Below are 13,209 nucleotides of genomic sequence, written 5' to 3' on the forward strand. Positions count from 1 at the left end.
TGCACTCCTCAATCGGCTACGTTTCGCCCGTCGACTATGAAAACGAGTACCGTCAGCAATGCTCGATCGCCACCTCCGACCGCGAAGTGGCTTGAACCAGGTCTCCATCAGATCCAGGGCAGTTCAAGTTGCTGCGTGACTGCGATATAGCCGTGCAAACAGACGCGGCTGAAGCGCTCGTAACACGAGGAGGCCGCCGCGGACTCAAAGCTGTACTCCGCGAACTGGGTGAAAGGCTTAATGACCCCGACGCCGACCACATCGCCTACACCCTTCAGGAATTACAAGGGTTGCGAAACACGCCGGTTCTGCAGGATGCCAGGTCGATCGTCGCCGAAGGCGCCGACCAAACGGTGCGTGACGGCCTCGCCGAACTCGAACAACTCTTCGGCCACTACGCCTGACACGAGACTCGGTGACACTCGACCCGAGCATCAACGACGCCAACAACGCGGTAATTTCGGCGTCACACTCCGAGAAATGAGTATCGCGCTACAGGTTTCAGCCACCGAGTCACTGGTGACGCGAGGAGGGCGATCTGGACTGCTGGCGGCGCTGAGTGACCTCGGTGGGCGAATCGACGACCCAGACACTGACAGCATGGCCAACAAGCTCCACGAGTTACAGTGATCCCAGCAAGCCCCGATCCTGCAACAGGCCCGGGGATTCCCTGCAGAAGGAACGACGCCTTCCGTTGAGCTTGGAATTAGCGAAAGCGAGAGGTTGTTCGGCCACTACCTCTGACAGCACCAAGCATAACTCGGCCCCGTCAGGCAAGCCCCAACCGCCTCTTCTCCATGTCCACGATGCTGTTCTCCGCCGGCCCGACACCTCGGTCCCACCCGTCGTCGACGGATGCTCGGTTCTTCTCCTTGGCCTGACTTTTCCGGGCGTATTCGTCGAACAGCGCCGACTTTTGCGCGAGCACTTCTCGCATCCGATCGTCGACCGTGTCTTTGGCGAGCAGCCGATGCACCTGAACTGTTCGCACCTGACCCATACGATGCGTACGGGCGATGGCCTGGACCTCGGTGCTCGGTTTCCATTGCGGCTCAGTCAGAATCACCACTGACGCGGCTTGAATGTTGAGTCCTACTCCCCCGGCCTCGATTTGACTCACAAGCACCGCTCGACCGCGATGAGCGGTGAAGTCGTCGACCATCTTCTGTCGTTGGATCGTCGGCGTCCCACCCGTCAGTGGACCGAAAACCGCGCCGGGAACTTCGCGGCACACGGTATCGAGCACCGACCGGAAGTATGAGAACACGATGACCTTCGCGTCATTCTCCTCGGCCTCTTCGACGATCTCCCGCAGGCGGTCGAGTTTCGCCGACTTCCCCCCTGCGGTCGGATAGGCCGCCTGACGCATCGCCATGAAGTTTCCCGAACCCACGGCCGCCCGGTAGCGGGCGGTGTCGTCGGAGTGCGGTTGCACCCAATCCTCCACCTCGATCAGATCGGGGAGTTCTTTCAGAACGTCGACCTGATTGCGTCGAAGATATGCCGGTGCCACTGCTTTACGGAACGATGTTGCGCCACCCAGCCCGTCGTGAACATGGATCCGCCGTGCGGTATCGGGTTGGACGTACTCGACAAGGCCACGGAACTCGTTGACCCTGTTCTCCATCGGAGTTCCGGTCAGCAGGACCGCACGCGATGCGGAGTCAATCCACCGTCGCGACGCGATCGACCGCTGCGCTGCATGGTTTTTGATGTAGTGCGCTTCGTCCACAATGACGAACTGCGGGCTGACCGTGATGTTCAGGCGCGAAAGCGTGTTGAACGTCGTCACAGCGACGCCGCCGGAACGCGCCCACTCCGTCGCCGCGGAATCGCGGAATGGACCGTGAAGTTCGTGCACACGAAGCGTCGTATGTTTGCGTGTTTCGTTGCCCCAGTTGATCAGTACGCTCGCCGGACATATCACCAGGACGTGCTTGTCGCCCTGCGCAGCGAGGTGCGCTGAAACAGCCAACGCTTGAATCGTCTTGCCCAAGCCCATCTCGTCTCCGAGAACCACTTTCCGGCGGTGAAGAATGTATTGCGCTCCGAAGGCCTGGTAGGCACGCAGATACGAACGCATGTGGGTGCGGTCCAACGCGACTCGTTGAGCCTCACCCGTCAGCTTCTCACCGATGAAGCCATGAGTCGCATCGACGTTCTCGGCAGCAACCGTCGTGAATTGGCTCAGTAACGCGTTGAGTGCTGCCGCGTCGCGCTCGTACTCGTCCCACGAATTACCCTGCGACGCGCCGGCCGTGAACACACCGCTTACGTGCGCGCGCAGTGCCTCCACAGGCTCGGTCTTCGCAATCGCGTTCAGCTGATAGATCGCCCGCTGAGTTTCGAGCTTCGACGCCTTGCTTGTGAAGACCCGCTTGATCCAGCTGGTGGAACGCGACGCCGGCTCACGCCACGGCTCGACCAGCTGCTTGACGGCGTCGATTTCCGTTTGGAGCGTGCCCACTTCCTTCTGGACCCGATCGAGTGCCGTCAGTAGCTTGACCAATTGTGTTTGGCGCGTGGACTTCTGCTGTGGGTTCAAGCGCAGCCGCTCACCAGCCCGCACGCGCTTTCGGTGCGCTGTGGCCGCATCGTAGATCGTCCGAGCGGACTGCGGGCCGATACCCGGAACGGCAGCGATCTCTCCAGGCGACGAGATGGCGAGATCGAGGACCGTCCGTAACCTCGACTTCTCGAGGCCGCCCAGGCGTGTGCCCTTCGGCAGCACCTGCTTCAGGTCTGACACTGCCGACGCACGCAGGACTGCATCGGCCTGGGCGTCGAGAATCGCGTCGACCTCGCCCTTGATCCTGGAACGCAGAACCGCCGGGAAACCTAACGCGGTATCCGCGTCGGCGAACAGGGCGTCGAACAGCTCGACGGGCTTGTCCGACGGAGTCTCGCTCATGGCGCTGGGACGCTCAAGACACCACGAAGTGCGACAGGATCGCCTGTACTTCGTAGATGTCGACCTGCTTGGTGAACTGCTTCTGAATCGGCACGGCGTTGCCCGATATCCAGATCTTCAACTCGGCGTCGAGGTCGAACGTTCCGGCAGTCTCGACAGCGAAGTGCGTGATCGAACGGTACAGAACGCTGTGGTACTCGACCTTCTTACCAGTGAGCCCCTGCTTGTCGATCATCAACAGACGCCGGTTGGTGAACAGAAACGCATCCCTGACCAACTGGTACGCCGCGTGAATCTGTTCCCCGTTGCCGAGGAGTCGGCTGTACTCCTGATGCGCTACCGCGGGATCGATCTTGCCCGCGTTGCCGATCAAACCATCCATGAAGCCCATATGCTTGCGCCTTCTCTTACTGCGCCCGTCGTCCGCGGGTACCCGCCGATTATTCGGTAGCGGATCCGCGATCGTTACCGTCGTTCGGACTCATTCCTGTCGGACCCCTTCCGTACCGTGAAGCTGTAGGACCGAGCCATCAACCCTGCACCAGTTGTGCCGATCTTCTACCAGGCTGCGTTGCGCCACGGAGATGCGATCAGATCACTCCGATGGTTACGCACGGTTGATCAGCTGTCTCGACGATCTGGCCGCGTCACTCCGCGATGACACGCCACCGAACGAAGGAGCCCACTTTGCCTGACTCGCTCGCTCGAGCTGACAAATTAACCTCTCCCGGCTGGCATTTCGCCTCGACTGTCGACGGCGATCGGTACGCCGTGATCACCGACCTCGACCACACCTACGACGGCTGGTCGGTGGAAGTCTCGCACGACGAAGACACTCACCTCGGTCAGATGACGTCAAAAACCCTGTGGCGATCCGACGACGGTGATTTCAACTTGCTCGGCCTCGGCGACTCCGCGTCCGGTTGGGCCGCACCCGTGGAACCGGGTGCGATCGTGGACGCGTTCATCACCCCCGAAGGTGCTCGATTCGAAATAGATCCGTGGGCATACACGGTCGAATGGCTCGTCGAATCGCTCGCCGATCAACCCGTCGCATTGATTATCGACCTCGGTCCGAACGACTACGTTCAGAGCGAAGATGATGCCGACGACGTTCCGTGTGCTCAACTTCAAGTCATGGCCGACGACGTCTTCATGGTCCGGCGCTCGCGCACCGAGCTCGGGCATCTCATGCTCGCTAGCTACTCCACTGCGGGCGTCACGCTCGACAGGTGGTATCTACAAGAGCATTTCGACGACTGTACCGACGGATATATGTTCACCAAGGACCGACGGCTGGCCGCCGAAACCTGTGTCACGTGGTTCCGAGACAACCAAAGCGCCGCTATGACAAGCGAACTCGGCTGCAACTACCGCTACGCCGACGTACTGCTACCCGAGGACCCAACACTCTTCTGACCGGTTGGGGCCGAGGAGCAGTATGAACTGTGCGGTAACGCGAGAGTGATTGCGGCCGATGCAGGCATTACCCCACAACCGGGTCCTGACGATCGGAGCGCTGATGCTGAAGAAAATGCTTGCCACCTCCGCCCTGGCGATCGGTGTCACCGCACTGGTGGCCGCACCTGCTACGGCCGAAGGAATCAGCTATCCCGGGCCCACGGACGAGACGGAGCATTACGTCAGTGTGTTCGATCCCGCGGCATACGGATCCCTGGGTCAAAATACCTTGCTGGTCAGCCCGTTCGGCACGTCTCAGCCCATCCAGTGTTGGAGCTTCCACGGCCAGGGAGGTTGCTGGCAGACGGACCTCGCAGGTGCCAATCACACGCTCCACTTTGTACGAATCCCGACGGGTTCCTCCGAAGCGAACAGTCGCCCGATCGCTATCTTCAATCCCTTCTGGTAGCCGTCGGTCCACCCAGCGACCCGAGCGGAGCGTTGGCTCCCGTGCACGTTGGCTTCCGGCTAGGGCGTCGGACAGCGTTGAATCCATCCTCGAGACCAAGATGCTTGAACCCACAGGACTTTGTCATGCCACGCGCTCGGGTTCTTACATGGTGCGGTGGACAGGATGTAGGTGTCGAAAACCGCTGCAAGCGTTCGGTATGCGTCAAGCGCTCCCTCGATGAGATTCTTCTAGAAGTGTTCGAGCCTCGTGTCGATCATTCAGTCCACCTGCTCCTGGAACAAGACGCAGCATAGACACTCAGGGCTTCCAGCGAGGAAACTCGCCTTCTGCCGCCATCAGCGGGTCACCTTCCCACGGGTCGCCGTAGATCTCGTACGGATCTCCGCCCAACTCTGATAGTCGCACAAAACCCGCGTCGGTCAGATCGGCACGGAAAACTTCGGTGGTGGCCAATTCCTTGTCGGTTGCGTTCAAAACTCCGACGCTGCCCTTGAACCCATTCGCGATTCGGCTCATCGCCACATCGTGAGGCACCGCCCAGGGCTCCCACGTCTTGGAAGTTTCCATCGCCCACCCACCGAACCTGAGGTGCCCTCTAGCCGCAATCTCGGAGATAACGTCCAGAATCTGACGACGCGAGTAGGCGTCGGGCGTTATTCGACGGATCAAAGACGCGAACGCACCCACGGGCATCCAGTCGTCAGACATCTCGTAGAGAAGAAAATGCTCCAAGCGTCTATCGATCATGCGACGTGCACTTTCGCCGTTCCGCTGCCTGGATAGTAGATGTCAAGTGTGGCGCCTCCCGACTTACTGGTCTCACGCATCATCACTTTGGTCCCATCAGGTAGCTCCATTACCTTGCCCGGATAGTCGCTGTTTTCCACGACCCGCCCTTCAGCGGTCAACTCGTCCCACAAGTCGCGAAGTTGCTCTTCTGTTGCGACCTGCCGGACCGGGCGGTTCCGCCCAGGAACAGTAGCGTCTTGAATTCGTTCCCTAACGCCAGACTCATCAACCGGACCGACAACTTCGTAAAATGAACTCGGAACGGCGCTCTCGATCATGTCCCAGTTGTCGGTGCCGAACTCATCCGCCAACGCGAACAGAATCGCTCCTGCTGACACCACACCTGCCGAGATCAACAGCGACACCGCTGCGTCGATCAGAAACGCGAGTCCGATCGCAACGGGAACGAATCCCCGCACGTCGTCACCCACTGCCCGGAACTCGTCCAATGCCCGCGCAATTGCCTGGGCTGCGGTGGCATCTGCCCGCATCAACCCGGACAGGCATAGTCCGATGTCACGTTCGTGCCGCCGCTGCAACTCCACGTCGGCGGCACTGCCGAGCACCGCCCAATGCTCATCAACCGTCAGACCGTCGGCTTCGGCCAAAGAGACTGCTCCGAGAAGCGCGATCCGACAGTCACCGACAGCCTGCAATTCCGAATGGACAACTGACGCCAACGTCCGCGTTGCCCGCGAAAGGTCCTCCGTACGAAGCAGTTCGGCCGCGGCCCAGTCCGATGCGGCGGACTGGGCGTCGCCACTCCACGCGTGAGTTTCGCGAAGTCCCGCCACAGTACGAGACACTCGCGAACCTCGTTCGGACACGAGGTCAGCCACCTCGTTGAGCTTGTCGGCGTCCGCTGAAACCTGTTCTGGCGTCCAGGAGGCGACGACGCTTCTCGTGAACGCGACTCTCAAGTCCCCGGCCCCTGAGGTGCTCCGGACACCAACCTCTTCAGCGCCTCAGCGAACTCGCGGTCCGCTTGCTCGTAGCCCTCTGCGCTCAGCACGACGTCGTCCGCAAACTGCAGCAGCCGCGTCGACGCCGATTCGATACTTGCCGACACGACTGGATGGATCTGGGCCAACACGGCCGCAGTCATGGAACCCGACACACATTCGCCGTCCACGGTCACGCTCACGGCTGCAGCTGCCATCGCATCCGCGTCGAGCCGCATGTCCTGACCAACTGTTCGGAGACTCGCCGGATCCGCCTCCAGCGGGGCCACAACTTCGTCCGTCAACGTCTCCCCCTTGCTAACCACGCCCATTCGATCCCCTGGCCTTGGACGCGCGTCGGCGGCGATCGGTTCCGCTCGGTGAACAGAAGCCACATTCGAGCTGGGCCTGGAGTGTGCCGTCCAGACGTGTCGGTGGGTGATGCCAGGATGGACCCATGTCATTTCTCGACGAAGGCTTCACGCCGCCGGAGGCCTGTGTGCAGTGGTGCCAGCTGCGCAGCTACGACCTGCACGTGCTCGACGACGGCGTCCTCGTCGACCTCGACTGGTGGAACACCCACCTGGAGCGTGCAGGGCATGACATCCGGCTGCGCGGACGCAACCTCGACGGTTTGATCGTGTCCCACGGCGGAGCGACGGTGCAGCGCAACGACCTTCGCATCGACACCGAACTCGCCCAGGGTGAACACAAGTCGCTGGGCCTGCTTTTTCTCTGTGCGGCGTGGCAGGGCAGCCACAAGAACCGCAAGGCCATGCGACGGTTCCCCGATGTCAAGGACCCACACCTGCCCCGCCCCGAGATGAACCCGGTCGCGAAGACACTGGCGGTCCTCGACCGGTGCATCAAGGACCGCGTCGTGCCCGAGCTCCCGAACGGGTCGTGGTCCGGCTGGCCCGACACCCCCGGCGTCGGGATGTCGCTCATGGCCACGTTCTTGTGGGCATCCAAAGCATCGGTCGCTGGAGGTCGAGCACAGCTGATCGATCAGTTTGGCGTCTCCACCCTGATCCACGAAGGCTGGCTCGAGGATCCCGCCGTCACCGGCTTCACCCGACGCAGGTACGACCGGTACGTCGAGCTACTCACGTCGTGGTCGACCGATATCGGAACCAGTCCGGAACTGGTCGAAATGTGGCTCGTGCAGCGCTGGAGCGCCCGGGTGCAGGAAGCACGGGACGGGCGCCTAGCCGAACCGACGTTGTTCTGAGCCGTCGCGCTAGCCGTGTCCATCCCCGACGGGGGTGGACACGGAGTACGGCCTCGACACGTTGTCGACCTTGGATGCACCTGGTTCCCAATGCGAGATCCATGGCCCCGTGCCCTCACTCTGGTCGAGTACGCCTGCCTCCATCCAGGTGTACGTGCCGTCGAGCAGACCGGACGCGATGTGATGATCGGTGTCGTCGGTGTTCTTCCACAGTGCATCGAAGAGTTTCTCCGCACGCAGCGTCGACTGCTCACAGAACGCCGCAGCCAGCGCGTAGGACGCTTCGCCTTGTGCGGCGTCGTCGGCCCGCTGGCTTTCCGCGCGGACGATCACCGCGGACATGGCGAACAACTCGGCCCCGATATCCACGATGCGACCGAGGAATCCTTGCCGATACTCCAGCTTCGCCTGCCAACGCGCCATCCCGTACAGCATCGAGCGGGCAAGTTTGCGGGAACTGCGCTCGACGAAGCGCAAATGTGGAGCAAGCGAACCGAATTCGCTGTACGACGTCGGCAACTGCCCCTTGCCCGCGACGAGTTGCGGCATCCACTTCGCGTAGAACTTGCCGGCCTTGCCCGCGGCCTTCGCCTTCGTATTCAGATCCGCCTTCGGGTTCACCAGATCGCCGGCCGCAACGAGGTGTGCATCGGATGCCTCGCGCGCGACGAGCAAACGCATGATTTCGCTCGACCCCTCGAAAATCCGATTGATCCGCATGTCGCGTAACAGCTGCTCGGTCGGGACGGCACGCTCGCCACGCGCTTTGAGTGAATCGGCCGTCTCGTATCCACGTCCACCACGGATCTGAACCAACTCGTCGGCGACGAGCCACGCCATCTCACTGGACCACAGCTTCGCGAGCGCGGCCTCGATTCTGATGTCGTTGCGACCTTCGTCGGCCATCTGCCCGGATAGGTCCAGGACAGCTTCGAATGCGTAGTTGGTGGCTGCGATGAACGACAGCTTGCTCTCGACGGCCGCATGCCGACCCACCGGCCGCCCCCACTGCACACGCTCGGCGGACCATTCGCGAGCGATCTTCTGACTGAGCTTCCCTGCTGCCGAGCACATGGCAGGAATCGCCAGACGACCGGCGTTCAACGTGGTCAGCGCAATCTTCAGACCGTCACCTTCACGCCCGATCAGATTCTCCTTCGGCACGCGGACCTTGTGCATTCGAGTGACGCCGTTCTCGATGCCGCGTAGTCCCATGAACCTGTTGCGCCGTTCGACGGTGATGCCAGGCGAGGTGGCCTCGACAACGAATGCCGAGATTCCACCGCGATGGCCCTCGCTCTTGGGCACTCGCGCCATCACCACCAGCAATTCCGCGACGACGCCGTTGGTCGTCCACAGCTTCACGCCGTCGAGTTGGTAGGCGTCGCCGTCCTCGATCGGAACGGCGGCGCTTGCCATGCGCGCAGGATCGGATCCGACGTCGGGTTCGGTCAGCAGGAAGGCCGAGATCGCTCCTTTCGCACATCGCGGCAGGAACTCTTCCTTCTGCTCTTGGGTGCCCGCAAGCTTGAGCGGCTCGGGCACGCCGATCGACTGGTGCGCCGACATGAGCGCGCCGAAGGATGCGTGCACCGAGCTGATCAGCATCAATGCCTTGTTGTAGGCGACTTGGGAGAGTCCGACTCCCCCGTACTCCTCGGAGATTTTGAGGCCGAAGCACCCGAGCTCGGCAAACCCTTTGACGTACTCGTCGGGAATGCGTTCTTCACGCTCGATCACCGAGCCGTCCACTGTGGCGCAGTACGCGGCCAGCTTATCCAGGAAGCGGTCGCCCTTCGCGGCGTCCTCGGGCGTCGGCTTCGGATAAGGGTGAACCAGATCGAGCTGGAACCGCCCGAGGAACAGTTCTTTGCAGAACGAAGGTTTGTCCCACCCTTCGGTTCGCGACTCTTCGGCGAGGGCTCGCGACTGTTCCTCGGTCACGTTCGACTTCTGAGTGGTCACCATCTCGACTCCTCCTAAGCGATCGGCTATTAAGTCGAGTGTTCTCCTTCTCTGGCGTCTACGGACCGAAACGGGCGCTGGTGTTACCGATCGGTAGCGATACACCGAGCGCCCGTCGTGCGCTCAGTCCTTCGGGCCCCACAGTCGTTCGCGCAGCGGTGGCGGTGAGAACAACGTTTTCGGGCTCAAAGACAACAACTCTCGACGACGCGACTCGCTCTGATGCATCTCACGAAGCACCGACAGCAGCGTATTCGGTTCTGCAGCCATAGCACCCACAGGCAGTTCAACGTAATCATCTGTGTCCCAACGAAAGCGCCCTTCCGTCGGGACAGCGCTGGGCGTGATCAGGCGGATCAACGGCGTCTTCGTAGTCCCCATTCGATGGTGAACGAGCTTTACCTCGTCAGCCACTTCGAGTATCGATGCCCAGGGCAAGACGACGTCGCCGGCGGTCCGGGCAAATAGAGAGCGCTTGGCCGTCCTGACCACAACCTCCGGATACAGCTCGACACCACACGATGAACGAAGCATCGAGAGAAGCACCACCAAACCAGCAGTGACCACCGCGAAGAACGCAGAGATGACGTAGTGATGGACTTCGACTCGCCCCTCTGGCAGTAGCGATTCGAAACCCCACCGCCATACGAGAAGCACGCACGTAAAAAACACAGCGCAGCCGAGCATTGCAACGGTGATCAGATTTACGCCAAGCACACCAGGACCGACCCGAACGCCTGATCCGAAATCGCCACGGGCGCAGTAACTTGCTCGACGTGATCGCCGAACCCATCTAACGCCCGCCAGCTGTATTCCGATCCAAGAAAACACGAGGATCGATACACTCCCGCCGGCTATGCCAATCGAACCGGCCACGCTGCCCGCATCACCTGACCATGCGAATGCGAACCCCACGACCGCCCAGAACGCCATGAACAGCGACATGGCGAACCACATCAGGCCGAGCCTTTGCGGCCATGCTTCACGCCAAATTGGCGCTACAGCAGATGATTCGGAGTTCGAAATTGGACCGTTCATTGCGTTACTCCCACCACCTTTGACCAAGCTTCGGTACGGCGTATGCAGCGATGGCCCCCGCTGACAATCCCACGATTAAACCCACCGCAGTACCCGCGCCGGGAAAGAAAATTCCCATCGCAGCGCCCGCCAATGCTGACGCTCCGATACTCCCAAGCGTGCCCGCGCTCTCCGTGACAATCGCCTTCGTGGGATCCATTCCGCCTTCGATGTCGTTCACGATTGCGGGGACCGTCCCGAGCACCGCACCTGCAGGTCCAAGCCTCCGACCGATGCCGTACGCGAGATCATCCGCAGCAGATGCGGCAGCAGTCCTCAGACCCTCGCCTGTCGCTTCAGCCATTCCGCTGATCACCGTGCCCGCGACCAGTGCAGGCACGTCGGGCTTCCACGAGAACCCGCCACCTTCGTTCTCGACAACGGTGCCGCCGACCGTCCGGGCCGAAAGCTCCTGCAGAGTCGAGATCTGCGATCTTAAGACGTCGCACACTCCCCTGGCCGCGTCGTCGGCCTCCCTCAACGCCGTCGCGACCGCGACGGTGGCTTCCTGGGTACGGATCTGGAGAGTAAGTACCGCGTCCTCAGCGAGAGGACCAGCGACCGCGCGCAGCGACGCGGTAGCACGATCAGCCGTCACCGACCCGGTGTCGTCGACGTCGAATCCGCGGTCGAGCAAGTCGTCGACAAGATCCAACAGGTTCGACCGAGCTGCATTGACCGCCTTGAAGCCAGACTCGAACTGCTCACCGATCCGGCTCAGTTCATCAGCGAGTGAGGCAAGTGTCGACGCCTCCCACACGACTCGCTCGGCAGCGGCGACTGCAGCATCCCCATGCCACGATTCCGCCAGCACATTCTGCTCGGACACGACGTTGTCGCGCTCACTCCGAATGGACCTCTGCACCCGCTTCAGTCCGTCTGCCGCGTCCAGCAGGAACGTCGGGTTCCAGGCACGGACCTCAGCAATCGAGCCGCTCACTCGACGCTACTCATCGCACGAAGTCTGGCCGCGAACTCGTCCTCGGTTACCCGGTACTCCTCGGCCGAGCCCCGAGCAGACCCGGCGAGCGCGTCCATCCGCTGCGACATCCCTCGCAAAGAGGATGCGGAGACTCCAGATGCCTCAGTGCACAACCCAGGAAAGTCTGTGCCAGGTAGCGCGCTCTGCGCGGACCAGTACGCGCCGACGACGTCGACACTGCGTAACGCCTCGCTCGCGTCCCGCGTCACCGAGGCAAACCGTCGCAAGATCCCTGGATCTACGTCCACCACCACACCCATCGTCCGGAAAAGGCCTACTTCTTCGGACGCGGCGGGACATGGGACGGTTCCATGCCCAGCGCAGAACGCACGAAAACGGCGGGGTAGGTGACTTCATTGTCACCTACCCCGCCGCTTCGAAAACTTGCTATCTCGCCAGCGCGACGGTTCTGAGAAACTCCGTCGGCACCGAACCGTTGTTGACGTACCGGTACGCCCGGTCACTGCGCAGGCGCGCGGACTCCCCTGCCGCGATGGTGGCGACCTCGTCATCCGCTGTCAGTGTCAGCTCACCCGACGTCACGTGGAACAACTCGAACGACCCCTGCGCGTCGGGCATGCCACCGTAGCTGTCGCCCGGTACGAGCACCCACGACCACAGGTCCGCTGCACGCACACCCGGCGTCGACACGAGCAGATGCGCCGTACTCCCCGCCGGGGACGTCCACACCAGAAGGTGCTCGTCCGCCGGAATCTTCTCGATGGCCGCCTCACCCGGGACCGTGTCGCTCAGCAGCTCGGTGAAGTCCGTTCCGAGACTGCGGGCGATCCGGGTGACCGCCACGAGGCTCGGGTTCGCCTGCCCGTGCTCGATCTGCGTCAACAGTCGCCTGCTGACCTGGGCCTGGTCTGCCAACTGCTGCACCGTCATGTCGCGACCGGTGCGCAGAAGGCGGATGCGTGACCCCACCTGATTCAGGAAGCTCTGTGTCAGAACTCCGTCTTCGGTGGACTCGCCACCGCCTGAATCAATCACGCTGCGTCGCTCACACCGCGAAGAGCTGCTCGATGTCAGCGAACGCCTTGAACTCCAGGGCATTTCCCGACGGATCCAGGAAGAACATCGTCCACTGCTCGCCCTTCTCGCCCTTGAAGCGCACGTACGGATCGATGACGAACTTCGTGTCCACAGCCTGCAGGCGTCCCGCGAGCTCCTGGAACTCGTCGACACTCAGCACCAGACCGAAGTGCGGAACCGGAACCTCATGTCCGTCAACGGGGTTGGTGCCACGCACGCCCTGATCGGGGCTTCCGCCGACCTCGTGCGTGACGACCTGGTGTCCACGGACGTTCCAGTCGGTCCACTTGCTGTCGGAGCGGCCACGCGAGAATCCGAGAACCTCACCGTAGAAGTGGCGAGCAGCTTCGATGTCGTGAACCGGGATTGCAAGGTGAAACGGGGGGATGTTGTTTATCATGA

The 13,209-nt window shown here is 61.8% G+C and carries 14 protein-coding genes; 4 read left to right on the plus strand and 10 right to left on the minus strand.

Annotation, left to right across the window (positions count from 1 at the left end; all coding sequences use genetic code 11):
* Positions 1-152: 152 nt before the first annotated feature.
* Positions 153-404: a hypothetical protein gene (locus tag HQ354_RS21255; RefSeq protein ID WP_222635509.1), complete on the plus strand. Its 252-nt coding sequence runs from the start codon at positions 153-155 to the stop codon at positions 402-404.
* Between the two features lie 365 nt (positions 405-769).
* Here HQ354_RS21255 and HQ354_RS21260 read toward each other — a convergent pair whose 3' ends face one another.
* Together HQ354_RS21260 and HQ354_RS21265 are read right to left on the minus strand one after the other, a co-directional pair.
* A complete protein-coding gene (locus HQ354_RS21260) occupies positions 770-2,911 on the minus strand; it encodes a DEAD/DEAH box helicase (protein ID WP_222635510.1) in 2,142 nt (713 codons plus the stop codon).
* A 13-nt stretch (positions 2,912-2,924) separates the two neighbouring features.
* Positions 2,925-3,302 carry a PH domain-containing protein gene (locus tag HQ354_RS21265; RefSeq protein WP_114330748.1) on the minus strand — a complete coding sequence of 126 codons (378 nt, stop codon included), beginning with the start codon at positions 3,300-3,302 and terminating at the stop codon, positions 2,925-2,927.
* 380 nt (positions 3,303-3,682) lie between these two features.
* Between HQ354_RS21265 and HQ354_RS21270 the strand changes: the two genes are divergently transcribed.
* Positions 3,683-4,330: a hypothetical protein gene (locus HQ354_RS21270; RefSeq protein ID WP_261768989.1), complete on the plus strand. Its 648-nt coding sequence runs from the start codon at positions 3,683-3,685 to the stop codon at positions 4,328-4,330.
* Between the two features lie 58 nt (positions 4,331-4,388).
* The gene (locus HQ354_RS21275) at positions 4,389-4,781 is read left to right on the plus strand and encodes a hypothetical protein (protein ID WP_261768990.1); all 393 of its coding nucleotides are present in this window, start codon (positions 4,389-4,391) and stop codon (positions 4,779-4,781) included.
* A 300-nt stretch (positions 4,782-5,081) separates the two neighbouring features.
* Here the strand turns inward: HQ354_RS21275 and HQ354_RS25755 are convergent, their stop codons facing one another.
* The 3 genes from HQ354_RS25755 to HQ354_RS21290 all read right to left on the minus strand — a co-directional run bounded on the left by HQ354_RS25755 (position 5,082) and on the right by HQ354_RS21290 (position 6,819).
* Entirely contained in the window at positions 5,082-5,300 is a 219-nt protein-coding gene (locus tag HQ354_RS25755) for a hypothetical protein (protein ID WP_261768991.1), read from the minus strand.
* 227 nt (positions 5,301-5,527) lie between these two features.
* Positions 5,528-6,181 (minus strand): hypothetical protein, encoded by a 654-nt coding sequence (locus HQ354_RS21285; protein ID WP_222635512.1) that lies wholly within the window; start codon positions 6,179-6,181, stop codon positions 5,528-5,530.
* Between the two features lie 308 nt (positions 6,182-6,489).
* Complete coding sequence (locus HQ354_RS21290) at positions 6,490-6,819, minus strand: hypothetical protein (protein WP_222635513.1); 330 nt, start codon at positions 6,817-6,819, stop codon at positions 6,490-6,492.
* Positions 6,820-6,971: 152 nt separating this feature from the next.
* On the opposite strand from HQ354_RS21290, the gene HQ354_RS21295 reads away from it, so the two are divergent.
* On the plus strand, positions 6,972-7,745 hold the full coding sequence (locus HQ354_RS21295; protein WP_222635514.1) for a hypothetical protein: 774 nt from the start codon (positions 6,972-6,974) through the stop codon (positions 7,743-7,745).
* Positions 7,746-7,754: 9 nt separating this feature from the next.
* On the opposite strand, the gene HQ354_RS21300 is transcribed toward HQ354_RS21295, so the two are convergent.
* The 5 genes from HQ354_RS21300 to HQ354_RS21320 all read right to left on the minus strand — a co-directional run bounded on the left by HQ354_RS21300 (position 7,755) and on the right by HQ354_RS21320 (position 13,207).
* Positions 7,755-9,713 carry an acyl-CoA dehydrogenase family protein gene (locus HQ354_RS21300; protein WP_222635515.1) on the minus strand — a complete coding sequence of 653 codons (1,959 nt, stop codon included), beginning with the start codon at positions 9,711-9,713 and terminating at the stop codon, positions 7,755-7,757.
* Between the two features lie 120 nt (positions 9,714-9,833).
* Entirely contained in the window at positions 9,834-10,748 is a 915-nt protein-coding gene (locus HQ354_RS21305; RefSeq protein WP_222635516.1) for a hypothetical protein, read from the minus strand.
* Positions 10,749-10,752: 4 nt separating this feature from the next.
* Complete coding sequence (locus HQ354_RS21310) at positions 10,753-11,727, minus strand: hypothetical protein (protein ID WP_222635517.1); 975 nt, start codon at positions 11,725-11,727, stop codon at positions 10,753-10,755.
* A 429-nt stretch (positions 11,728-12,156) separates the two neighbouring features.
* Positions 12,157-12,765 (minus strand): helix-turn-helix domain-containing protein, encoded by a 609-nt coding sequence (locus HQ354_RS21315; RefSeq protein WP_165839573.1) that lies wholly within the window; start codon positions 12,763-12,765, stop codon positions 12,157-12,159.
* Positions 12,766-12,775: 10 nt separating this feature from the next.
* Positions 12,776-13,207 carry a VOC family protein gene (locus tag HQ354_RS21320; protein ID WP_222635518.1) on the minus strand — a complete coding sequence of 144 codons (432 nt, stop codon included), beginning with the start codon at positions 13,205-13,207 and terminating at the stop codon, positions 12,776-12,778.
* Positions 13,208-13,209 lie beyond the last annotated feature (2 nt).

It is taken from the genome of Rhodococcus sp. BP-261, from assembly GCF_019835205.1.
Taxonomy (GTDB): Bacteria; Actinomycetota; Actinomycetes; order Mycobacteriales; family Mycobacteriaceae; genus Rhodococcoides; species Rhodococcoides kyotonensis_B.

Bases quoted from the DNA above. Each gene is read 5' to 3' on its own strand.
- HQ354_RS21275 (WP_261768990.1), top strand. From the start codon at position 4,389: ATGCAGGCATTACCCCACAACCGGGTCCTGACGATCGGAGCGCTGATG.
- HQ354_RS21320 (WP_222635518.1), bottom strand. From the start codon at position 13,207: ATGATAAACAACATCCCCCCGTTTCACCTTGCAATCCCGGTTCACGAC.
- HQ354_RS21300 (WP_222635515.1), bottom strand. From the start codon at position 9,713: ATGGTGACCACTCAGAAGTCGAACGTGACCGAGGAACAGTCGCGAGCC.
- HQ354_RS21260 (WP_222635510.1), bottom strand. From the start codon at position 2,911: ATGAGCGAGACTCCGTCGGACAAGCCCGTCGAGCTGTTCGACGCCCTG.
- HQ354_RS25755 (WP_261768991.1), bottom strand. From the start codon at position 5,300: ATGAGCCGAATCGCGAATGGGTTCAAGGGCAGCGTCGGAGTTTTGAAC.
- HQ354_RS21305 (WP_222635516.1), bottom strand. From the start codon at position 10,748: ATGAACGGTCCAATTTCGAACTCCGAATCATCTGCTGTAGCGCCAATT.
- HQ354_RS21265 (WP_114330748.1), bottom strand. From the start codon at position 3,302: ATGGGCTTCATGGATGGTTTGATCGGCAACGCGGGCAAGATCGATCCC.
- HQ354_RS21295 (WP_222635514.1), top strand. From the start codon at position 6,972: ATGTCATTTCTCGACGAAGGCTTCACGCCGCCGGAGGCCTGTGTGCAG.